Raw genomic sequence first — 21,162 nt, 5'->3', positions numbered from 1 at the left:
CGGCCGCCCGTGACGCCGCTGGCGAAACTGGTGAGGCCCGGCTCCACGGTCGCGCTCGCGGACGGCGTCGGAATGCCCCGGGGCACGGTGCTCACCGAACTCACGGCGGCCGCCGCGCGGGTCGGTGGTGTGCGGCTGTTCCTCGGCTGGTGCCCGATCGCCCCGGACGGGCTCGATCCGGAGGCGTTCGGCGACGTCCGCGCCGTCATGGGCGGCTACGGCCTGCGCAAGGCGATCGACTCGGGGGCCATACGTTACGTTCCCGCACGGCTGGGCACCGTACCGGCGCTGCTGCACGACATCGTCCGTCCCGACCTGCTGATCGCGCCCGTGGCACCGGTCGTCGGCGGCAGTTACCGCTTCACCACCGAAGTGTCGTGGATGCGGGCGGCGGTCGACGCCGGGGCGACGGTGGCCGGCGTCGTACAGGAGAAGAGTCCGTGCTGCGACGCCGGGCCGCCACTGCCGGCGGAGCGCGTCGTCCCGCTCGACGTCGCGCCCGGCGCCCCCGGCCGGGTCCCCTGGCCAGAGCCGTCGGACGTGCAGCTTGCCATCGCCGAGCGGGTCGCCGCGCTGATCCCCGCGGGGGCGCGGCTGCAGTTCGGCCCCGGCGGGATCGGCACCGCGCTGCTGCGAGCCCTGCGCAGGCCGGTCCGCATCGACACCGGGATCATCACCGACGCGGTCATGCAGCTGGAGCGACGTGGCCTGCTGCTCGGTACGCCGGTCGCGCCCTACCTGGCCGGCAGCGAGGAGCTGTACGCCTGGGCCGACGGGCAGCCGCTGCTGCATCCGGTGGAGTTCACCCACGACCCCGCCCGCCTCGTGGCCGCCCCGCCGCTGGTGGCGGTCAACACGGCCCTGCAGATCGACCCCGCCGGGCAGGTCAACGTCGAGTCCGTCCGGGGTTCGGTGGTCGCCGGGATCGGCGGACAGCCGGACTACATGTTCGCGGCCGCCCTCGCCCCGGGCGGCCTGAGCGTGCTGGCCCTGCCCACGCGACACGCCGGGCACCCGACCCTCGTCGATGCCCTCGCCGCGCCGGTCAGCACTCCGTCGCACGACATCGACATCGTCGTCACGGAGAACGACGTGATGGATCTGCGCGGCCTCGACCGCGCCCAGCGCCGCACGGCACTGACCAACGCCTGGTCCGCCGCCCCGGCGACCGCAACCACGACCGGAGGTGAGTGATGGGGAGCATCCCGCCACCGTCGCAACTGGCCCGCGACCTGGCGGCCTGGTGCGCCCACGCGGCGGAACTGAAACCGCTGCGCGAACCCGAGCCGGAGTCCCTGGAAGACCTGGTCGAGTTCGAGCGTCCCGCGCAACAGGCGCTGTGGGACGCGGGCTGGACCCGTTGGGGCTGGCCCGAGGAGGTCGGAGGACTCGGCGGCTCCGCGGTGTTGCGCGGCGTCGTCTACGACACGCTGTGGTCGTCCGGAGTACGCGCCCCCGAGGCGATGCTGACGCTGGAGACCCTCGGCCCCGCCCTCCACACCTTCGCACCGCACCTGGCCCGGCGGTACTGGGGACCGTGCGTACGCGGCGACGAGATCTGGTGCCAGGCGTTCTCCGAGCCCGAGGCCGGCAGCGACATGGCCGCGATCCGCACCAGGGCCGAGCCGGTCGACGGCGGCTGGGTCGTCAACGGCCAGAAGCTGTGGAGCAGCATGGGCCCGTGTGCGTCGCGGACGGTGGTGCTGTTGCGCACCGGCGAGCCCGGTCACCGCGGGATGGCGATGTTCCTGGTCGATCTGGACGCGCCGGGTGTGACCGTGCGTCCGACGATGGCCAGCACCGGCCGCAACCACTTCGCGGAGATCTTCTTCGACGACGTACGCGTGCCCGCCGACCGGATCATCGGGGAGCCGGGGCAGGGCTGGAAGATCGCGATGTCGCTGCTCCAGTGGGAGCGGGGCATGTACGCATGGCAGCGCCAGGGGTTCCTCTACCACAAGCTGCAGGAGGCCGTCCGGCGGGCAGGACCGGCCCGGGCGTCCGCCCACGCCGACGCCATCGGTGCCGCGTACGCCGACCTGACCGCGCTGCGGGTGCGGTGCGGGCGCACCGTGCGGCGGCTCGCCGCGGGTGAGACTCCAGGGCCTGAGATCTCCATCGACAAACTGCTGCTGTCCACCACCGAGCAGAGCGTCCTTGACGCGGTGGTCGACCTCGCCGGGGAGCGGTTCGTACTCGGCGACGACACCGACTCGGTGACGGATCGCGAGCAGTGGTTCTTCTCGCGAGCCGCTAGCGTCTACGGCGGCGCGGCCGAGATCCAGCGCACGATCGTCGCCGAGCGGGTGCTCGGTCTACCGAAGGGGGCATGATGTCCGACGGCATCGCCGCGGAACTGCGGGCAACGGTCCACCGGGTGGTGGCCGAAGACCCGTTGGTGTCCCGCGACCGCCTGCGCGACCTCGGCTGGCCGGAACTCCTTGCCGAGGAGCCCGAGGTGGCCGTGGCCGCGCTGTTCGAGAGCCTGGGAGAAACACGCGGCACGGGCGACGCGCTCGACGAGGTGGTGCTGGCCGTGCTGTACGGCGGCGAAACCGACACCGGCACGGCCGTCCTGCACCCCGTCGGGGAGACGGGCGCGGTGGGCCGTCCGGTCGCCGGCGACCTGGTCGAGGTCGACGGCATGCTGCTGGACCGGGCAGGCGCACCCAGCCGTTATGTGCTGCCCGTCGCGGACGGGACGGCGGTGGCGTGGGCCTCACTGGACGCCGCCACCACCGGTCTGACCGTCACCCCGGTACGCGGCCTCGACGCGACGCTCGGCTGGTCACGGGTGACCGGCCGCATTCCGCGCGCCGCGCTGGAACCCGGGGCGTCCGGCGCCGACGGCTGGCGCCGCGCACTGACCGCCGCCCGGCGGGCGAAGGCCCACGAGCTGCTCGGAATGGCGTCGCGGATGCTCGTCCTCCCCGTCGAACACGCGCGGGTCCGCACGCAGTTCGGGCAGCCCATCGGCTCCTTCCAGGCCGTCAAGCATCTGCTCGCCTCGGTCGCGGTGGTCGTCGAGGCCGGCCGCTCCGCGGTCGGCGCCGCGTGGCGCGAACAGGACGCCGTCTCCGCGGACCTGGCGTGCGCCGTCTCCGCCCGCGCGCACGCGGAGGCGGTCCGCGGCGGCCACCAGGTCCTGGGCGCGATCGGCTTCACCTGGGAGCACGAGTTCCACCGGTACGTCCGCCGGGGCCGTTCTCTCGACTGCCTGTACGGCGAATGGCGTGCCCTGCAGCGCGGTATCGGTGCCGCCATCGCCGCGAGCGGAGACGTTCCCCGGGCCGCTGTGCTGGTCGGAACGGAGGCGTCGTGAACGGGCCGCTGAGCCGCGGCGCGGGGCGGGGGGCCGCGCAGTGGGGCGGGGGTGCCCCGGGACGGACTCCGGTGGCGAACGGAGCGGGCGCCCTTCCGCAGCGGACGCGAAGTGGAGCACGGCCAGGGGAGGCAGGGTGAACGACGACGATCTGGTGCTGTGGGACCTCGACGACGACGGCGTGCTCACGCTCACCCTCAACCGGCCCGAACGCCGCAACAGCTGGACCCCCGCACTCGAGAACCGCTATTTCGCCGCCCTGGACGACGCCGCCGCCGACAGCGGCGTGCGCGCCGTCGTGGTGACCGGAGCAGGCGCCTCCTTCTGCCCTGGCGTGGACATGCAGCGGCTCGAATCCCTCGCCGACACGCCGCTGGACCTGGCCGACCGCAGACCGCACCACCACCCGCGCGGCATTCCCAAGCCGATGATCGCCGCGATCAACGGTGGGTGCGCGGGCGTCGGCCTGATCCAGGCGCTGCTGTGCGACATCCGCTTCGCCGCCCGCGGGGCACGCTTCGCGACCTCCTTCGCCCGGCGCGGGCTGCCCGCCGAGCGGGGTATTTCCTGGCTGCTCCCCCGCTCGATCGGCGCCGAGAACGCACTCGACCTGCTGTTGTCGGGCCGAACCTTCGACGCCGACGAGGCGTTGCGGCTCGGTGTCGTGAGCCGCGTCGAGGAACCCGCGCAGCTGCTGCCTGCCGCCCAGGCCTACGCCCGCGACCTGGCACGCAACTGCTCGCCGCGCGCGATGGCGATGATCCGGCACCAGGTGAACGCCGACCTGGACAGCGATTTCGGCACCGCCTTCGACCGGTCGGTCAGCGCGATGGCGGAGTTCGCCGGGCAGGAGGACTTCCGCGAGGGCGTGGCCAGTTTCGTCGAGCGGCGAGCGCCCGCGTTCGCTCCCCTGCCCCAGGCCCCCGAGGGTGCCGCCCCTTCCGCGGCCCCCCAGACAGGAGGGACCCCAGCATGACCACCACACCCGTGTCCTCGTCCACGACCTCCCTCTCGCGTCCCGGCCTCGCACACGGCATCCTGCACTGCAACCTCAACACCACCGGCGTCGCCGCGGCGCACGACTTCTACGCCGGTGTGCTGGGTCTCACCCGCCGTATGCGCTCGCGCAATCCCCAGGCCGACGGTGCCGCGCTCGGGATCGAAGGCACCACGGACACCGACACCTGGTTCCTGTACGACGCGCGCGGACCACGCGTCGCGGCCGCCGTGGAACTGGTGCAGTGGGACTCCCCCCCGGTGCGGCGCAGGCCGGCGCCCCAACCCTGGCAGCTCGGCCTGTCCGCCATGGGCTTCCAGGTGCCGGACGTCTCGGCGTGCGAGGACCGGCTCACGTACTTGGCCCACCCGGGGCCGATGGGCCCGGGTACGCTGCCGGTCCGTGGACAGCAGCCCAGGGGGCTGCGAGTCACCGACCTCGACGGCGTCACCGTGGAGCTCGTGGAAGCCGCCCGGGGCGTGACGGCCCCTGCCCGGCCTCGGCTGTCGCACCTCCGTATCAACTGCACCGACATCCAGCGTTCTCTGGAGTGGTACGCGGGACTCGGTTTCACCACGGTCGCGCCGCCCGCCCGCCGACGACTGCGCGGCGTCGAGGCCGTGCCGACCGGAGAGGTCGAGGTGTCCACCGCCTCGATCGGGCTCCGGCAGGATCCGACCTTCACCCTCGAACTCGTCCAATGGCACCGGCCCGCCGCTTTCGGCACTGTGCCCGACCAGGCCAACACCCAAGGCCTCTACCGCATCGCGCTGGCCTCGGCGGATGTGACGGCGGCACACGTCGCCCTGAGCCAGCTGCCGGACGGGCAACGCGGTGAGCCGCTGTGGATCCCGCTTGTGGGCACGAAGCTGGGTGGTTTGACGGTGCTTTTCCTGAGGGACCCCGACGGCGTGGTCGTCGAACTGGTCGAGCGGCCCGCGTCCGCGCTGGCCGAACGCGGCTGACGCACCGGGCAAACGGGACAGCGACGCTGGGGATCGGACTGACCAGCCGGCCAGTCCGATCCTCAGCGTCGTGGTCTTCCCTCATGGCAGAGGCGCTCGGTTCTCACCACGTCGTACGGCGGCCTCAACAGGGCGAGGTCGATCGTCAGCGCTTGCACCGCCGCCTCGACTCGGTCAGAAACCCGCTGCCTGCGCCAGGAGTTCGCGGTGTTCTCGCGGGGCGCCGAGAAAGATCTCGGCGCTCTTGGCCCGCTTGAGATAGAGATGGGCGGAGTGTTCCCAGGTGAAGCCGATGCCGCCGTGGATCTGCACATTCGCCTCGGCGCACCGTGTGAACGCCTCGGAGCAGTAGGCCTTCGCCCCACTCGCGACGACCCGCAGGTCAGGCGCATCGGTGGCGGCGGCCCAGAGCGCATGGTGCGCGGTCGCGCGCGCGGACTCGGCCGCGACCAGCATGTCGGCGCACTGGTGCTTGACCGCCTGGAAGGAGCCGATGACCCGGCCGAACTGCACCCGGGTCTTGGCGTAGTCCACCGCCATGTCGAGCGCCGCGAAGGCCCCGCCCACCTGCTCGACGGCCAGGGCGATGACGGCGATGTCCAACGCGCGCCGCAAGGCCGGCCAAGCGGCCCCGTCCGCACCCAGCAGCCGCGCCGGCACCACCTGGAAGTCGAGCATGGCCTGTTTACGGGTCAGGTCGAGCGTCGGAAGCGCTTCCCGGGTCAGCCCCGGGGCGTTTGCGTCGACGGCAAAGAGGCTCACCCCCTGGGCGGTCCGGGCGGCGACCAGGACGAGGTCCGCCACGTGGCCGTCGGGCACGTAGTACTTGCGGCCCGTGAGCCGCCACTCGCCTGCCGTGTGCTCTGCGCTCAGCGCGATCCCGTCCGCTGTCCAGTGCCCGGACTGCTCGGTGACGGCGAGGGTGGCCACGGTCTCACCCGAGGCGATACCTGGCAGCAGGTCCTTGCATGCCTGCCGGTCGGCACTGGCCAGCACCGCTTGAGCGGCCAGCACCGCCGAGGAGAGAAAGGGCCCGCACAGCAGCGCGCGTCCCATCTCCTCCATGACCACACCCAGTTCGACCAGGCCGAAGCCGCTACCGCCGTACTCCTCCGGCAGTGCGAGTCCCTGGAGCCCGAGCTGCCCGGCCATCAGGCGCCAGGTCTCCTCGTCGTAGCCACGTGCGTCCGCCATCAGCCGCCGCACGTCGGCCGGCGTGGACCGGCGTCCGAGGAAGGAACGGACGGTGTCACGCAACTCCTCCTGCTCGTCGCTGAATGCGAAGTCCATCAGGCCTCCCATAGAAGAGTGGTTGTCCCGGCCACTCGGGCGTGGCCCGTAGGTGAGCGGCCCCCCGGCGTCGACGGGCCGTCCCGGCGCTTCAGCGCAACGGCTGAAATGCCGGCGGACGCTTCTGCCGACGGGCCAGGAGGGCCTCGGCCAGATCGGGTCCGTCGAAGGAGGCGTCCATCAGTTCCAGAGTGCGGGCGAGGGCTTCCTCCCGCGGTCGCGCGAGGTCCGCGTACACCTGCGCCTTGATCGCGGCCAGCGAGGACGGCGAACAGCCGGCTGCCAGGTCGGCGGCGTAGTCCACCGCCTCGGAGAGGACCTCGCCGGGCTCGGTGACACGGTGGACCAGGCCGATCCGGGCAGCCTCCTCGGCGTCGATCGTCCGGCCGGACAACAGCAGCTCCAGCGCCCAGGGCGTTCCGACGACCCGGGGCAGCAGCCAGGAGAGTCCGTACTCCGCGACCAGGCCCAGCCGGGCGAAGCTTGTGCTGATCCGCGTCTCACGGGAGGCGAAGCGGATGTCGCTGCCCAGCATGTAGGCGAAACCGATCCCGACGACCGGGCCGCTCACCGCGGCGACCACCGGCTTGCGCAGGCGCAGTGCGAGGTCCGGCAGGTCCTTGGAGTCCGGCAGAAACCTCCGGACGGCGTCGGCGCCCTCATTCAACACGCCCAGGTCGGCCCCGGCGCAGAAACCGCGGCCCGCACCGGTCACGACGACAGCCCGCACCCCTGGGTCGGCGTCCGCGTCCCGCAGCGCGCGGGCGTACGCCTCGGCCATCGGCCGTGTCATGGCATTGAGCACTTCCGGGCGGTTGAGCGTGATCACCGCGACGGAACGCTGATGCCGCATCAGTACTTCGCCGCTGGACCCCATGGGCACCTCTCTCAGGGGGAAGCCCTCCCCATCGACGTAGATCAGACATCCTAACACGTATACAGTTAACCAATTTAGCTAGATCCGGTACGACCCCTCGGCCTGGTCAGCCTTCCCCGACCGCCGGCCGACTCGCCTTCTTCATGCTGTCCAGCCCCGCCATGGCCGGGAAGCCGAGCAGGCTGTACCAGTGCCCGTGACCGGTCTGGTGCACGTCGAAGACCGCCTGCAGGGCGGTCTGGAAGCCCTGCACGTCGAGCGTCTGGTTCACCGCACGCTTGGCCTGGCGCAGCGCGAAGGGATCCTTCTGGGCGATCTCCTCGGCCAGGTCCAGCGCCTCCTGCTGCAGCCGGTCCAACGGCACGACGCTGTTGACCATGCCGATGCGCTCCGCGTCCTGCGCACTCACCCGCCGGCCGGTGAACAGCAGCTCCTTCGCCTTGCGCGCCCCCAACTCCCAGGTGTGGCCGTGGTACTCCACACCGCCTATCCCCATGTTGACCACCGGATCGGAGAAGTAGGCGTTGTCGGCCGCGATGATCAGGTCGCACGGCCAGCACAGCATGAGTCCGGCCGCGATACACGCGCCCTGGACCGCCGCGATGGTCGGCTTGGGAACGTTGCGCCACTTCAGCGAGTAGCCCAGATACCTCTTCGCTTCCTGCGCGTACATCCGGCCGAGGCTCGGCGGAGCCTGGTCCACGCCCGACAGGTCGTGCCCCGCCGAGAAGTGCTTCCCGTTGGCGTTGAGCAGCACCACGCGGACGTCGTCGTCCTCCTCCGCCCTGCTCCACGCCGCGTCCAGGTCGTCCAGGAACGCCAGCGACTGCGCGTTGGCGGCCTGCGGGCGATTGAGAGTGATGACGGCCACGGCACCGACTGTCCGGTACAGAATCTGGTCCTCCGACACAGCAACGCTCCTTCGCGCCACGGGGGCGATTGCCCCACCGGCTGTCTCCGTCGACCGTTCACGCCGACACAATCGGTTAGCTTATTTAGAAGATAGGGGATGTCAACGCGGCCCCCGGACTACGGCTACTTGGGCATGCCCAGGACGCGTTCGGCGAGGATGTTGCGCATGATCTCGGTGGTGCCGCCCGCGATGGTGGCACTGCGGGACATCAGGTAGTCGTGGTGAGCCCGCCTGCCGCGACCCGTGGTGACGGCGTCGAGGCCCAGCGCGGCCAGGTGGGTGGCGCCGACCGACTGCATGGTGGTGCTCCAGGCGAGCTTGATGACGGAGTGCTCGGGACCGGGAGTGCCGCCGGCGGCGATACGGCCGAGGGCGCGCCGGCCGAGGAGGCGGAGCGTACGGGCGTCGGCGAGACGGTGGGTGAGGTCCGCTCGGACGTGGGGGTCGAGTTCGCGGCCGTCCAGGGCGGTGACCAGGTCGCGTACGGTCTGTTCCAGGCGGCCGGCCAGCATGATGACGCCCGAGCGTTCGAATCCGAGGGTGGTCATGGTGACCTTCCAGCCCTGGTGGAGCGGGCCGAGCAGGGCGCCGCGGGGTATGCGGACGTCGTCGAAGAAGACCTCGGCGAAGCCGCCCTCGCCGGTGATCTGGGTGATGGGACGGCGAGTGATGCCCGGGGTGTCCATGGGGACGAGCAGCGCGGAGATTCCCTGGTGGGGCTTGGCCTGGGGGTCGGTGCGGGCGAGGAGCAGGCAGTGGGTGGCCTCCATGCCCTCCGAGGTCCAGGTCTTCTGGCCGTTGATGACGAACTCGTCGCCGTCGAGGACGGCCCGGGTGCGGAGGCTGGCCAGATCGCTCCCGGAGCCGGGCTCGGAGAAACCCTGGCACCACACCTCGGTGCCGGACTGGATGCCGAACAGATGCCGCTGCTGGTCCTCAGTGCCGTAGTGCATCAGGGTGGGGGCGACGTTGTTGACCCCGAGGACGCCGGCCAGGGCGGGGGCGCGCAGTTCGGCCAGGACCTGGTCGCAGTCCACCTGGTCGACGATACCCAGGCCGCGTCCGCCGAATTCGGCGGGCCACTGCGGGGCGATCCAGCCCGCGGCGTGCAGCCGCCGCTGCCAGTCGAGGCGCGCGGGAAACGCGTCGTCATCGCCCCACTTCTCCTGGTGAAGGGGCAACAACTCGACGACCCGGGCGGCGAGTTCCGCCGCCGGGGTTCCCTCCGGGTACTCGGCGGGGACCGACCCTTCGGTACCGGCGCGCGGCCGAGTGGGGTCGAGCCGGTCCAGGTGCGCGGTGACCCCGCCGAACAGAGGCGCCGCGGCACCGGCCCGCCGGTAGTAGAGGTGGGCGTCCTGCTCCCAGGTGAATCCCATGCCGCCGAGGATCTGGATGTAGTCGGCGGTGACATGTCTGCCGGCCTCGGCGGCCTTGAGCAGGGCCAGGGCCACGGCGTCGTCCAGGTCGTCGGCGGATGCGCCCGCGTCGAGCAGCTCGACCGCATTACGGGCGGCGGCCCTGGCCAGCTCGACGCGGGTGAGCATGTCGGCGCACTTGTGCTTGACCGCCTGGAAGCCGCCGATCGGGCGGCCGAACTGCTCCCGCTGCCCGGCGTAGGCCACCGCCGCGTACAGGCAGTGGGCGGCCACACCGACCAGTTCCGAGGCCAGTGCCGCGCCTGCGGTGACGAGACTCATGCGCACCGCGGCCGTGGCGGGCTCGCCGCGGGCGAGCACGGTGCCGTCGGCCTCGTCGAGGGTGAGTGCCCCCACCGGGCGGAGCAGATCGAGACCGTCCAGGCGCCGGATCCGCACCCCGTGCTGGGCCGTACGCACCGCGACAAGCACCGGCCCCAGCTCACTCTCGGCGCGCACCAGCACGAGGTCGGCCTCCGGGGACAACACCAGGTTCGCCGTGCCCGAAACCCGGACACTGTCCGACGCGGACGCGGGCTCAGGCGCGGACGCGGCCTCCGACGCGGACGCGGGCTCGGCACGGAACTCCCCTTCGGCGCCCCACATCCCCTCCCCTCGCGTCCAGGCGACGGTCGGTATGGTGGCCCCTTCGCAGATGCCCGGCAGCAGACCGGCGACAGGCCCGTCGTCCAGGGTGCCCAGGGCCCCCAGCGCCCCCGCGACGGCGACAGCGGGCACCGGGGCGAGCGCGCCGCCGAGCACTTCGAGCGCCACCGCGAGGTCCGCCCATCCGCCGCCCGAGCCGCCCGAGGACTCGGCGACCGGCAGACCGGCGACGCCGAGTCCGGCGAGCGCGAGCCACAGCGGGCGCTCACTGACCGCACTCGGATCACCGATGGCCTTGTGCGCGGCGCCCTCACCCCACTGCCTGGCCAGAAGCCCGCTGACGGCTCCTACGAGTGCCCGCTGATCCTCTGTATCGGCAACCGTGACGCTTGAGTTCATGACGATCGGCGACCTTCCGCAGCTTGAGGAATTTGGTTAACTTATTTATACGATAACGAGGTACTCCTCACCTACCCCTCGGCCGGACCGAACCAGTCGGGCTCTGCGGTCCGGAAGCACGCACAAGGAGCGATATGAAGATCGACATCGTGGCCACGTCCGGCGGACTCGATCCGCGGGAGACCGCCGTACGAGCCGAGCGCGAAGGATTCGACGGCATCTGGGCGAGCGAGCTCAAGCACGACCCGTTCCTGAGCCTCGGCCTCGCAGCGACGGTCTCCGAGCGCATCGCCCTGGGCACCTCCATCGCGGTGTCGTTCGCCCGCAGTCCCATGACCACGGCCGTGCTGGCCAACGACCTGCAGAGCCTGTCGGGCGGCCGCTTCCTGCTCGGACTCGGGAGCCAGATCAAGCCGCACATCACCCGCCGGTTCAGCATGCCGTGGTCCCATCCCGCGCCGCGCATGCGTGAATACGTCCTCGCCCTGCGGGCGATCTGGGCGTGCTGGCACGACGGCTTCCCGCTGGATTTCAAGGGGGACTTCTACCAACACACGTTGATGACACCGATGTTCACACCCGAGCCGCACGGCCACGGAGCGCCGCCCGTGCTGCTGGCAGGAGTCGGCGAGACGATGACCAAGGTGGCCGGCGAGGTCGCCGACGGGTTTCTGTGCCATGCCTTCACCACCGAGAGGTATCTGCGCGAGGTGACTCTGCCCGCCCTGGTCCGCGGCCGCGGACGGGACCTCGATGGATTCGAGATCGTCGGATCGCCCTTCGTCGCCGTCGGACGGACGGAGGAGGACATCAAGGCCGCGGCGGACGCGGTCCGCGGCCAGATCGCGTTCTACGGATCCACGCCGGCCTACCGCCCGGTCCTCGCCCTGCACGGATGGGATGCGCTCGGCGACGAGCTGCACGCCTTGTCGAAGGCGGGCCGGTGGGCGGAGATGGGCGGCCTGATCACCGACGAGATGCTGCACGCCTTCGCCATCGTGGGTGACCCGGCCTGGGCGGGCCGCGAGCTGGTGCGCCGATACGGCGACGTGTTCACACGAGCCCCCCTGTACACCTTCTCCCCCACCGATCCGGCGGTGTTCGCCGAACTGGTCGACGCCACGCGGACGGCTGTACCGGCGTGAGCGACGAGTTGCTCGTCGAGGACGTGGGCGCCGTCCGGGTACTGACCCTCAACCGTCCGCGGGCGCGCAACGCCCTGAGCGGCGGGCTCATCAGCGCCCTGTACCGGGCACTGCTGTCCGTGGACGACGAAGAGACGGTGCGCGCGGTGGTGCTGACCGGTGCCGACCCCGCGTTCTGCGCGGGCGTCGATCTCAAACAGGCTGCCGACGAGGGAGCGGCGTACTTCCGCCGCTTCGACGAGGAGAACTGCGTGGGTCAGGTCGCACGGGTGCGCAAGCCGGTCATCGGCGCGGTCAACGGCGCCGCCTTCACCGGAGGCCTGGAGCTCGCACTCGGATGCGACTTCCTCATCGCGTCGGAGCAGGCGGCGTTCGCCGACACCCATGTGCGGGTGGGCGTGCTGCCGGGAGGCGGGCTGACGGCACGGCTGCCACAGCTCGTCGGCCCGGCGCACGCGCGCCGGATGTCGATGACCGGCGACGTGGTCGACGCACACCGAGCCGAGCGGATCGGCCTGGTGACCGAGGTGGTGCCGCACGACCGTCTGCGGGGCAGGGCGGTCGAGTTGGCTGCCGCGGTGGCCGAGGTCCCTGGGCAACCCATGGGCGAGCTCAAGCGCATCTACACCGAGGGTGCCCTGAGTGTGATCGGCTCCTCGCTGGACATCGAGACAACCATTGCCCGGGCGCAGCAACCGGACTTCGCCGGCCTGGAACAACGGCGCATCGCCGTCACCCGTCGCAGTCGGACCCAGCTCGGTGGCCAGGCACAGGACTCATAGCCTCGGTCGGCACGGAGCGCTGCCGCGACGACGGCGCTCCGTGCCGCGGGCAGCGCACCAGCCGCGCACGCGGCTGGTCCTTGTCCGCCCCCATCTCCATGCTCGCGTTGCGAGGCAATGCGTCGACGAACTCGACGCGGGGTGGCATGTCGAATTTCGCCATGTGTCCGTGGACCCGGGCGATCAGTTCGCTGTCACCGACGTCGCGGTGGCCTGGATGCCGGACGACCGGCTCGGCGAGGCCTGGTCGATGCTCGCCGGGAGGCCCAGGGCGAAGACCGCCGCGCCCTGTTCGGCGAGGGCTTTCGCGGTCGCCGCACCGAGGCCGGACGCACCGCCGGTGACAAGGGCGGCGGTGTTGTCGAGCTGCGTCAGTTCTCGCTGAGCACGGTGATGGTGCCCTTGGCGGGCCGGCTCAGCGCCCGGCTGATGACCATGCGCTGGATCTGGTTGGTGCCTTCGAAGATTTGCATGACCTTGGCCTCGCGCATGTAGCGCTCGACGGGGAAGTCACGGGTGTAGCCGTAACCGCCGAGCACCTGCACGGCGTCGGTGGTCACCCGCATGGCGTTGTCGGTGGCGACCAGTTTGGCGATGGACGCCTCACGGGTGAACGGCAGGCCCTGGTCCTTCAGCCGGGCAGCGGACAGCGTGGTGGCCCGGGCGGACTCGATCGCGGCACCCATGTCGGCCAGGACGAACGCCAGCCCCTGATGCTCGATGATCGGCTTGCCGAAGGCCTCGCGTTCCTGGGCGTAGCGAAGCGCGAGGTCGAAGGCGCCCTGGGCCAGTCCGGTGGCGACCGCGGCGATGCCGAGCCGACCGGAGTCAAGGCCGGCGAGAGCGACCCGCAGTCCCTGGCCCTCCTCGCCGAGACGGTGGCCGACGGGAACGCGTACGTCGTCCAGGTGCATGGTGGCGGTGGCCGAACCGGTCAGGCCCATTTTCCGCTCGGGCGGGTCGGCGGCAAGGCCGGGGGTGTCCGCCTGCACGAGGAAGCACGAGATGCCGTGCGACCGGTCGTCCGAGGTGCGGGCCATGACCGTGTAGAAGTCCGCGTAACCCCCGTGTGTGGTCCAGGCCTTGGCGCCGTTGAGCACATAGTGGTCACCGTCCCGGACGGCACGGGTACGCATGGCGGCAGGGTCGGAGCCGGCGTGCGGCTCGGAGAGGCAGTACGCGCCGAGCAGCTCGCCGCCGAGCATGCCGGGGAGCCACTTCTCCTTCTGCTCCGCGGTGCCGTAGGCGGCGAGGCCGAAGCAGGAGAGCGCGTGCACGGAGATGCCGACCGCGACGCTGGACCAGACGGCCGCGACCTCCTCCAGCACCTGCAGGTAGACCTCGTACGGCTGACCGCCGCCGCCGTACTCCTCGGGGTACGGCAGTCCGAGCAGTCCGGCGCGGCCGAGCATGCGGAAGACCTCGCGCGGGAACGTCTCGTCGGCCTCCGCCTCGGCTGCCTTGGGGGAGAGCTCGTTCACCGCCAGCGAGCGGGTCAGTTCGATGAGGTCGGCCGCTTCGCGTGTGGCCAGTGTGCGGGTGGCGGGCATCCGGGCTCCTCCACGATGATACTGAAGAGAGTACGACAGTATCATTCAGCGTACACTCACAGGGCGCCCTGTAGCCGCGCCGGTCAGGACGAATCAGCGGCCCGGACGGGGCGGATCCGGGGGGCGGGAGGAGCGAGTCGGCAGCGCGTCAGGACGAGACGGCGTGCACGATCAGCGATGCCAGTTCGGCATAGGCCTCGGAGTCGCTCAGACCGGTGCGCGCGGCCACCTCGCCACGCTGGATCTGCTGCATGGTGGCAGCGGCGACCTCACCGACGAACGCGGCGTGCACGTCACGGAAGGCGCCTTCCGCGACGCCCTCGGTGATCAGCTGTCGTACCCGGTCGGCGGCGAGCCGGGTGTTGGCCTCGTACACCTCGCGAGCAGGCTGGAAGTCCGCCATGTCGTCGAGGAACCGCCGGGACAGCGGCCTGAGCTGCTCGGCCACGGTGTTCAGATAGACCAGTACGCGGCTGGACGGCGCAGTGGTGCCTGCCACCTGCTTCTCGACGACCTCGGCCGCGGAGCGGAAGTAGTGCTTGACCGCTTCCTTCACCAGGTCCTGCTTGCTTCCGGCGAGCTGGTAGAGCGTCGTCTTCGAGCAGCGGAGCCGCTGGGCCAGATCGTCGAGCGTGAACGAGGCAAAGCCCTCCGCCGCCAGCAGTGCGACCAAGCGCTCCAGTAGGTCGCTCTGGCGGGCGGTACGGCGGGCGGACGGCATGACCTCAGCTTATCTGCCGAGCACCGCAACCCCCGAGGTCGGACGCCTGCCCCTGTCCGAGGACACCCGGTCACGCCCTGTGGCACCGTACGTTCCGGAGGGGTCGTCCCTCGAATGCCGTACCACTTGGGCAGACCGGCGGTAGCGGAGGGCGGACCATGTGTGCACGTCATGCGCCGTCCCTCGTGTCGTCGGCCACCGCACCGCCGGCCACCAGATCCGCCGCACTCTCGACTCCCCAGTCGCGCAGCACATTCCGGCCTCCTTCGCCCCACACCCCACCCGGCTGCGCGACCTCGGTGGGAGTGTGCGAGAAGCGCGGCGCGGGCGCCGGCACGGTGTGGCCGTCCGCGCGCGCATGGACGGAACGGGCCCTCAGGTGGTCGTCGTTCTCGGCCTCGGCCCAGGTGAGGACAGGGGACGCGCAGGCATCCGTGCCGTCGAAGACCTGGTCCCATTCGGCGCGGGTGCGGGTGGCGAAGGCGGCGGCGAACGCTTCTCGCATACGTGGCCAGGCGGCGCGGTCATGCTGACGTCCGGCCCACTCGGGAAGCGTGATGAGCTCCACGAGGCGGGCGTAGAACTGCGGTTCCAGTGCGCCGACCGCGTACCAGCCGCCGTCGGCCGTGGCGTACACGTCGTAGAAGGGGGCGCCCGTGTCGAGGAGGTTGGTGCCTCGCTCGTCGTGCCAGCCCTGGTGGTGACGCTCGGCCCAGATCATGGCACTGAGGTGCGAAACGCCGTCCACGATGGCCGCGTCGACGACCTGACCCTCGCCGGTGGCGCGGGCATGGTGCAGCGCGGCGAGCACGCCGGTGACGAGGTAGAGGGAGCCGCCGCCGAAGTCACCCACGAGGTTGAGCGGCACCTGCGGCGGACCGTCGGCGCGCCCGATGGCGGCCAACGCCCCGGTGACGGAGATGTAGTTGATGTCGTGGCCGGCCGTTGAGGCGCGCGGCCCTTCCTGGCCCCAGCCGGTCATGCGTCCGTAGACCAGCGCGGGGTTGCGGCGCAGCGCGTCGTCGGGGCCGATGCCGAGCCGTTCGGTGACACCCGGGCGGTAGCCCTCCAACAGGACATCGGCCTTCTCGGCCAGGCCGAGGACGGCTTCGGCGCCGCGTGGGTGCTTGAGGTCGATGACGACCGCGCGCTTGCCGCGGACCAGCAGGTCGGGCAGCGGCTGCGGCACGGGACGGTCGACGCGTACGACGTCGGCGCCGAGCTCGGCGAGGAGCAGGCCCGCCATGGGGACAGGGCCGATGCCGGCGAGTTCGACGACGCGTACGCCGTGCAGCGGCCCTTGTCGACCGGTCATGCGGCCCTGCTTTCCTGAGGGTGTCCTACGAGTTCGCGACTCGGGGACTGCGTGGGTGGGGCAGGGCCGTACGGGCGGCGAGACGCTGACGGGCGCCCTCACCGGCACCGCACGGCACGATTGCGGGCCAGTGCTTGTCACGTCTGACCGCTCCTTGCGCATCGAACCGCGGCCGATCCGCGTCGGCTGCTCAGCTCAGCCGTCGCTTCCGCAGCGATCCCTTGTCCACCTTCATGCTCGCGTTGCGGGGCATGGCGTCGATGAATTCGACGTGGCGCGGCACCTTGAAGTTCGCCATCCGCTCGCGCGCCCAGCCGATGAGCTTCCGCTCGGTCAACTCCGCGTCGCCCCGGACGACGAAGGCCACGGCCACCTCCCCGAGGCGGTCGTCCGGCATGCCGACCACCGCCACCTCGGCGACGCCGGGATGAGCGGCGAGGATCTGCTCGATCTCGGCCGGGTAGGCGTTGAATCCCCCGGCGATGAACATGTCCTTCTTGCGGTCGACGATCGCGAGGAAGCCGCGTTCGTTGAAGCGGCCGATGTCGCCGGTGTGCAGCCAGCCGTCCGGATCGACGGCCTTCGCGGTCTCGCCGGGTTCGTCCCAGTACCCGCTGGTCACCGTGTAGCCGCGGACCAGTACCTCGCCCCGCTCCCCCACGGGGAGGGCCCGGCCGGCCTCGTCCGCCACGATCACTTCGAGGTCCAGCGCGGGTCTGCCCACCGACCCGGCGACATCCTCGGCGTCGTCCCCGGGGTGGCAACTGCTCACCAGCGAGGTCGACTCGGTCAGCCCGTACGCGGTCAGCACGAGGTCGAAGCCCAGCTCCGAACCCAACCGGCGGACCAGTTCGGCCGGCACGGTGGTCGCCGTCGGCACGGTGAAGCGGAGCGAGGACAGGTCGTGGCGCCCCCGCTGCGGGTGCCGCATCAGGTCCTCGAACAGGGTGGGCGGCCCGAGCACGATGGACACCTTCTCGCGGGCGATCCGCTCCAGCACCTGGTCGACGTCGAAGGTGAGCTGCGGCAGGATCGTGACCCCCCGCAGCAGGCAGGCCATCCAGCCCGCCTTGTAGCCGAGCGTGTGGAAGAACGGCGGGATGATCAGGTAACGGTCGCCCGGTGCGAAGGTGAACACCCCGGACAGCCAGCCGTACGCCCTCAGGGACTGCCCGTGGGTGAGCACAACTCCCTTGGATCTACCGGTCGTTCCCGAGGTGAACATGATGTCCGAGGGGTCGTCCGGCGACAGCGCGTCGATGGCACGGTCCGCCGCTTCGGCCGGGACCGTCTTCCCCAGCGCCAGGAAGTCCGCCCAGCCGAGCGCGTCGCCCTTGGCGGAACCGCGCATGACGATGGTCGTCGTCACCGAGTCGGGCAGCATGCCGGTGAAGTCGGTGCCCAGGAAGTCCGACACGGTGAACACGACGCAGGCGCCGCTCTTCGCCAGGATGTAGCCGGCTTCCTCCGCCTTGAAGCGGGTGTTGAGCGGCACCAGGATGCCGCCCGCACCCTGGATCCCCAGCGCCGCGAAGATCCATTCCGGGCAGTTCGGGCCCCAGACGGCGACCCGGTCGCCAGGCCGGACACCCAGCGCGACAACCGCCCTGACGGCCTCCGTCATGGCCTGGCCGACGTCCGTGAACGACCAGCGCCGCCCGGTGTCGAGGTCGGCCAGCGCCTCCGCGTCGCCGAAGCGCTCGACGGCGGCACGCACCATCCGGGGGATGCTGCGGAATTCGAGATCATGCCGCATGAAGACCGTCCTTTGTCACGGCAGCGGGGCATCACTGACGACAGCTGTGGGGCAGCGGGGCGTCGGGCAGGAAGAAGCCGAGGTCCAGGTCCTCCTCCCGCTCCGCCACGCGGTGTCCGGACAGGCCGGTGACTCCCGCCGCGCGGAGCACCTCCTCCTCCGTCAAGAAGTTGCCGGTGCAGGAGCGCCCATCTCCGGGAAGACCACACCGAGTTCGACGGGACAAGACCGGCCGACCGGAGCCGGCAACCCCGTACTCGTCCGGGATGCCGAGACCGTGCAGCCTCATCTGACCGCCATCAGCGCCCGCAGCTCACGGTCGTGGCCACCGGGCGCCATCCGGCGAGGGCGAGGCCACCTGGTCCGCCGGCAGGACACTGACCGTCTTGCGCGGGTACACCTGCTCCTCGGCCGGCGTCTCCCGCGTTCAGGACCTCCCGGTCACTTGTTTCCCTCAGCCGCCGTCCAGCTCTGAAAGCGCCGCCTTCATCGCCGTCAGCCGCCTGTCGAGAAGCTCGACGCCGGCCGCGGTGGTCCGGTCAGGGGCGGCCCCGCGCAGTTGGGCCAGCTCGCCGGTGACCACCTGGATCTCCTGCCGGAGGCGCTCAGCCGCCTCGTCGCGGGTCAGGAGGTCCTGGTCGTTCCAGTCGTCCAGCGGCAACTGCTCGATCCGGTCCATGACGGGCCCTCAGCTCACGGTCGCGGCACGCGGCGCGGGGGCGGCGTCCGGCAGGTTGTAGAACCGTCGGGCGTTGAGCTCCACCATCTTGTGGACCTCGTCGTCCGGTACGTTCGCGAACGCCTCGGCCGCGCGCTTGCGGCTCGCCGGCCAGAACGAGTCCGAGTGCGGGTAGTCGCACTCCCAGGTGATCCGGTCGACACCGATGGCATGACGGTTGTCGACCCCGAAGTCGTCCTCGATGAAGCACCCGTGGAAGTGCTTCTGGAACAGCTCCGACGGCTTCACGTCCTGGTTGATGTTCTGGTAGGAACGGTGCTTGCGCCACACGTAGTCGGCCCGCTGGACGATGTACGGAATCCAGCCGATGCCGCCCTCGGAGAGGCCGATCTTGAGCTTCGGGTGCTTGTGCAGCGCCGGGGAGAACAGCCAGTCGGCGGTGGCGTGCATGCTGTTGGCGCCCATCAGGTTGATCATCACGGCGAACGGCGCGTCCGACGCGACCTGGGGAACCGACGTCGCGCCGCCGCTGCCGAAGTGCTGGCACAGAGGCAGGCCCGTCTCCTCGGCCGCCGAGAGCACCGGGTCCCAGTAGTCGGTGTGCATGGACGGGAGTCCGAGTGCGTGCGGCAGATCGGGGAACGAGATCGCCTTGGCGCCCTTGGCCGCGGTGCGGTGGATCTCCCGCACCGACAGCTGCGCGTCCCACAGCGGGAGGATCACGACGGGGATGAGCCGGCCGGGTGCGGCGGCACTCCACTCGTCGAGGACGAAGTCGTTGTACGCCTGGACGCACTGCAGCGACAGTTCCTTGTCATCCCCCTTCATGAACACCGTGCCGCAGAACCCTGGGAAGGAAGGGAAGCACATCATCGCCTCCACTCCGTCGATGTCCATGTCCGCGACGCGCGCCTTGGGGTCGTAGCACCCGGGGATCATCTCGTCGTAGCGGACCGGGTCGATGCCGTACTCCTCGGGCTTCTTGCCCGCCACGGCGTTGAGGCCTATGTAGGGGTAGGGCCGGTCCTCGTAGAGCCAGGACTGCACCGCCGGGAGGCCGTCGCGCGGTGTCTCCACGATGCGCGGGGCGCGTTCCCTGTGCCTGGCCGACAGGCGGTCCTGCCAGACCATCGGGTGCTCGATCAGGTGGTCGTCGACGGAGATGAGTTTCATCCAGGGTTGCAGCGGCATTGCTGGCTCCTTCAAGCGTCGTTCTCGGGTGACCGGCCGTCCGTCCGATGGAGTTCGAATATCTGACTGGGTGGGCGAGTGGTCGGCCGAATTGCCCCGTTGCCTCGGGGTGACCTCACTACCTCGGGTTGAAGCGCTGGGCTCCGTCGAGGCGGATGGTCTCGCCGTTCAGGTAGGTGTTCTCGAGGATGTGCTGCACGAGCGCGGCATACTCCTCGGGCTTTCCGAGCCGTCGCGGATTGGGGATGTTGGCGGCGAACCTGGCCAGCGCCTCGTCCCCCACGGACTCCATGATCGGAGTCCGCATGGTCCCAGGCGCGACCGTGACGGCCCGGATCCCGAGCGAGCCGAGGTCCCGTGCGGCGACGAGGGTCATGCCGACCACCCCCGCCTTGGCCGCCGCGTAGGCGATCTGGCCGATCTGCCCCTCGAAGGCGGCGATGCTGGCGGTGGCCACGACCGCTCCGCGCTGCCCGTCCGCGTCCGGCTCGCTCTCGGCGATCGCCGCCGCCGCGATCCGCAGCACGTTGAAGGTTCCCGTCAGGTACAGGTCGATCGTCTTCGTGAAGCCCGCGAGCCCGGCGGGACTGCCGTCCCTGCCCACGACCTTCTCCGCGACCCCGAAGCCGCCATGGGCGACCACCGCGTAGCGGAAGACGCCCAACTTCTTGGCCTCTCCCACCGCTTGGGCAACGCTGGCCTCGTCGGTCACATCGGTCCGTACATAGCGAGCGCCGGGGCCCAGCTCGGCCGCCAACTTCTCGGCCCGGTCGTCGGCGAGGTCGGCGATCACCACGGAAGCGCCCGCGGCAGCGACCCTGCGCACCGCGGCCTCCCCCAGCCCGCCGGCACCACCGGTCACCAGAGCAACGCTGCCTGCCAGATTCACGACCCCTCCAGGATCCGCCCGGTCGAAACCACACGTCGACACCAGACGTCGACACCACATCAGGTCTTCTAGATTTATTATTGCACTATATAGAGGAGCGCTGCCTAGGCCCGCGACAGCGGAAGTCGGGACGGCATCCCGCACGCCGCCTACGGCGAGACTGCCCGATGCACCCCAGTTCTGACAGAAGTGTCGACTAAGGGTTCCCTTCCGGCCATCTCCTTAGTAGCGTCCACCGACACACAGCCGCCCGCTGCGGCCCAGCAGCCGCGGCCGCGCATCACTGGTTTCTCCACCTCGCGCGCCGATCTCGGCACCGTCCCCTCACGCCTTCAGACGAAGGAGTC

General features: G+C 70.8%; 20 protein-coding genes. 7 read left to right on the top strand and 13 right to left on the bottom strand.

The window, feature by feature from the left end; genetic code table 11:
- Window positions 1–9: 9 nt before the first annotated feature.
- From ACGFZQ_RS28305 to ACGFZQ_RS28285, 5 genes are all read left to right on the top strand, one after another.
- The gene (locus tag ACGFZQ_RS28305) at window positions 10–1,194 is read left to right on the top strand and encodes an acetyl-CoA hydrolase/transferase C-terminal domain-containing protein (RefSeq protein ID WP_393842681.1); all 1,185 of its coding nucleotides are present in this window, start codon (window positions 10–12) and stop codon (window positions 1,192–1,194) included.
- Window positions 1,194–2,333 carry an acyl-CoA dehydrogenase family protein gene (locus tag ACGFZQ_RS28300; RefSeq protein ID WP_393842680.1) on the top strand — a complete coding sequence of 380 codons (1,140 nt, stop codon included), beginning with the start codon at window positions 1,194–1,196 and terminating at the stop codon, window positions 2,331–2,333. Before ACGFZQ_RS28305 ends, ACGFZQ_RS28300 begins: the two co-directional genes overlap by 1 nt.
- Window positions 2,333–3,322 (top strand): acyl-CoA dehydrogenase family protein, encoded by a 990-nt coding sequence (locus ACGFZQ_RS28295; protein WP_393842679.1) that lies wholly within the window; start codon window positions 2,333–2,335, stop codon window positions 3,320–3,322. Before ACGFZQ_RS28300 ends, ACGFZQ_RS28295 begins: the two co-directional genes overlap by 1 nt.
- 136 nt (window positions 3,323–3,458) lie before the next feature.
- Window positions 3,459–4,298, top strand: a complete 840-nt coding sequence (locus ACGFZQ_RS28290; protein WP_393842678.1) for an enoyl-CoA hydratase-related protein — start codon at window positions 3,459–3,461, stop codon at window positions 4,296–4,298.
- Complete coding sequence (locus tag ACGFZQ_RS28285; protein ID WP_393842677.1) at window positions 4,295–5,284, top strand: VOC family protein; 990 nt, start codon at window positions 4,295–4,297, stop codon at window positions 5,282–5,284. Before ACGFZQ_RS28290 ends, ACGFZQ_RS28285 begins: the two co-directional genes overlap by 4 nt.
- Window positions 5,285–5,458: 174 nt before the next feature.
- Here the strand turns inward: ACGFZQ_RS28285 and ACGFZQ_RS28280 are convergent, their stop codons facing one another.
- From ACGFZQ_RS28280 to ACGFZQ_RS28265, 4 genes are all read right to left on the bottom strand, one after another.
- Window positions 5,459–6,574 (bottom strand): acyl-CoA dehydrogenase family protein, encoded by a 1,116-nt coding sequence (locus ACGFZQ_RS28280; protein WP_393842676.1) that lies wholly within the window; start codon window positions 6,572–6,574, stop codon window positions 5,459–5,461.
- Window positions 6,575–6,665: 91 nt separating this feature from the next.
- Complete coding sequence (locus ACGFZQ_RS28275; protein WP_393842675.1) at window positions 6,666–7,427, bottom strand: enoyl-CoA hydratase-related protein; 762 nt, start codon at window positions 7,425–7,427, stop codon at window positions 6,666–6,668.
- Window positions 7,428–7,557: 130 nt separating this feature from the next.
- Window positions 7,558–8,361 (bottom strand): enoyl-CoA hydratase, encoded by an 804-nt coding sequence (locus ACGFZQ_RS28270; RefSeq protein ID WP_393842674.1) that lies wholly within the window; start codon window positions 8,359–8,361, stop codon window positions 7,558–7,560.
- A gap of 125 nt (window positions 8,362–8,486) precedes the next feature.
- Window positions 8,487–10,787: an acyl-CoA dehydrogenase family protein gene (locus ACGFZQ_RS28265; RefSeq protein WP_393842673.1), complete on the bottom strand. Its 2,301-nt coding sequence runs from the start codon at window positions 10,785–10,787 to the stop codon at window positions 8,487–8,489.
- Between the two features lie 134 nt (window positions 10,788–10,921).
- Here ACGFZQ_RS28265 and ACGFZQ_RS28260 point away from each other — a divergent pair, with 134 nt between their 5' ends.
- Entirely contained in the window at window positions 10,922–11,932 is a 1,011-nt protein-coding gene (locus ACGFZQ_RS28260) for an LLM class F420-dependent oxidoreductase (RefSeq protein ID WP_393842672.1), read from the top strand.
- Complete coding sequence (locus ACGFZQ_RS28255; RefSeq protein WP_393842671.1) at window positions 11,929–12,714, top strand: enoyl-CoA hydratase; 786 nt, start codon at window positions 11,929–11,931, stop codon at window positions 12,712–12,714. Before ACGFZQ_RS28260 ends, ACGFZQ_RS28255 begins: the two co-directional genes overlap by 4 nt.
- A gap of 183 nt (window positions 12,715–12,897) precedes the next feature.
- On the opposite strand, the gene ACGFZQ_RS28250 is transcribed toward ACGFZQ_RS28255, so the two are convergent.
- The 9 genes from ACGFZQ_RS28250 to ACGFZQ_RS28210 all read right to left on the bottom strand — a co-directional run bounded on the left by ACGFZQ_RS28250 (window position 12,898) and on the right by ACGFZQ_RS28210 (window position 20,815).
- Window positions 12,898–13,089, bottom strand: coding sequence for an SDR family NAD(P)-dependent oxidoreductase (locus ACGFZQ_RS28250; protein WP_393842798.1), 192 nt, complete (start codon window positions 13,087–13,089; stop codon window positions 12,898–12,900).
- Window positions 13,086–14,264, bottom strand: a complete 1,179-nt coding sequence (locus ACGFZQ_RS28245; RefSeq protein ID WP_393842670.1) for an acyl-CoA dehydrogenase family protein — start codon at window positions 14,262–14,264, stop codon at window positions 13,086–13,088. The genes ACGFZQ_RS28250 and ACGFZQ_RS28245 overlap by 4 nt, the downstream gene beginning before the upstream one ends.
- 148 nt (window positions 14,265–14,412) lie before the next feature.
- Complete coding sequence (locus ACGFZQ_RS28240) at window positions 14,413–14,985, bottom strand: TetR/AcrR family transcriptional regulator (RefSeq protein WP_393842669.1); 573 nt, start codon at window positions 14,983–14,985, stop codon at window positions 14,413–14,415.
- Window positions 14,986–15,154: 169 nt separating this feature from the next.
- Window positions 15,155–16,300, bottom strand: a complete 1,146-nt coding sequence (locus ACGFZQ_RS28235) for a CaiB/BaiF CoA transferase family protein (RefSeq protein ID WP_393842668.1) — start codon at window positions 16,298–16,300, stop codon at window positions 15,155–15,157.
- A 190-nt stretch (window positions 16,301–16,490) separates the two neighbouring features.
- Complete coding sequence (locus ACGFZQ_RS28230; protein ID WP_393842667.1) at window positions 16,491–18,056, bottom strand: AMP-binding protein; 1,566 nt, start codon at window positions 18,054–18,056, stop codon at window positions 16,491–16,493.
- Between the two features lie 31 nt (window positions 18,057–18,087).
- The gene (locus ACGFZQ_RS28225; protein ID WP_393842666.1) at window positions 18,088–18,222 is read right to left on the bottom strand and encodes a hypothetical protein; all 135 of its coding nucleotides are present in this window, start codon (window positions 18,220–18,222) and stop codon (window positions 18,088–18,090) included.
- 288 nt (window positions 18,223–18,510) lie between these two features.
- On the bottom strand, window positions 18,511–18,735 hold the full coding sequence (locus ACGFZQ_RS28220; protein WP_393842665.1) for a hypothetical protein: 225 nt from the start codon (window positions 18,733–18,735) through the stop codon (window positions 18,511–18,513).
- Between the two features lie 9 nt (window positions 18,736–18,744).
- Window positions 18,745–19,926, bottom strand: coding sequence for an amidohydrolase family protein (locus ACGFZQ_RS28215; RefSeq protein ID WP_393842664.1), 1,182 nt, complete (start codon window positions 19,924–19,926; stop codon window positions 18,745–18,747).
- A 118-nt stretch (window positions 19,927–20,044) separates the two neighbouring features.
- Entirely contained in the window at window positions 20,045–20,815 is a 771-nt protein-coding gene (locus ACGFZQ_RS28210) for an SDR family oxidoreductase (RefSeq protein ID WP_393842663.1), read from the bottom strand.
- Window positions 20,816–21,162: the final 347 nt, after the last annotated feature.

It is taken from the genome of Streptomyces sp. NPDC048254, from assembly GCF_043201895.1.
Classification (GTDB): domain Bacteria; phylum Actinomycetota; class Actinomycetes; order Streptomycetales; family Streptomycetaceae; genus Streptomyces.
This window is presented reverse-complemented; position numbering and strand designations above follow the sequence as displayed.

Excerpts from the sequence above, each read along its gene's own strand:
- ACGFZQ_RS28300 (WP_393842680.1), top strand. The coding sequence starts at position 1,194 with ATGGGGAGCATCCCGCCACCGTCGCAACTGGCCCGCGACCTGGCGGCC.
- ACGFZQ_RS28295 (WP_393842679.1), top strand. The coding sequence starts at position 2,333 with ATGTCCGACGGCATCGCCGCGGAACTGCGGGCAACGGTCCACCGGGTG.
- ACGFZQ_RS28285 (WP_393842677.1), top strand. The coding sequence starts at position 4,295 with ATGACCACCACACCCGTGTCCTCGTCCACGACCTCCCTCTCGCGTCCC.
- ACGFZQ_RS28280 (WP_393842676.1), bottom strand. The coding sequence starts at position 6,574 with ATGGACTTCGCATTCAGCGACGAGCAGGAGGAGTTGCGTGACACCGTC.
- ACGFZQ_RS28275 (WP_393842675.1), bottom strand. The coding sequence starts at position 7,427 with ATGCGGCATCAGCGTTCCGTCGCGGTGATCACGCTCAACCGCCCGGAA.
- ACGFZQ_RS28265 (WP_393842673.1), bottom strand. The coding sequence starts at position 10,787 with ATGAACTCAAGCGTCACGGTTGCCGATACAGAGGATCAGCGGGCACTC.
- ACGFZQ_RS28260 (WP_393842672.1), top strand. The coding sequence starts at position 10,922 with ATGAAGATCGACATCGTGGCCACGTCCGGCGGACTCGATCCGCGGGAG.
- ACGFZQ_RS28245 (WP_393842670.1), bottom strand. The coding sequence starts at position 14,264 with ATGCCCGCCACCCGCACACTGGCCACACGCGAAGCGGCCGACCTCATC.
- ACGFZQ_RS28240 (WP_393842669.1), bottom strand. The coding sequence starts at position 14,985 with ATGCCGTCCGCCCGCCGTACCGCCCGCCAGAGCGACCTACTGGAGCGC.
- ACGFZQ_RS28235 (WP_393842668.1), bottom strand. The coding sequence starts at position 16,300 with ATGACCGGTCGACAAGGGCCGCTGCACGGCGTACGCGTCGTCGAACTC.
- ACGFZQ_RS28230 (WP_393842667.1), bottom strand. The coding sequence starts at position 18,056 with ATGCGGCATGATCTCGAATTCCGCAGCATCCCCCGGATGGTGCGTGCC.
- ACGFZQ_RS28220 (WP_393842665.1), bottom strand. The coding sequence starts at position 18,735 with ATGGACCGGATCGAGCAGTTGCCGCTGGACGACTGGAACGACCAGGAC.
- ACGFZQ_RS28215 (WP_393842664.1), bottom strand. The coding sequence starts at position 19,926 with ATGCCGCTGCAACCCTGGATGAAACTCATCTCCGTCGACGACCACCTG.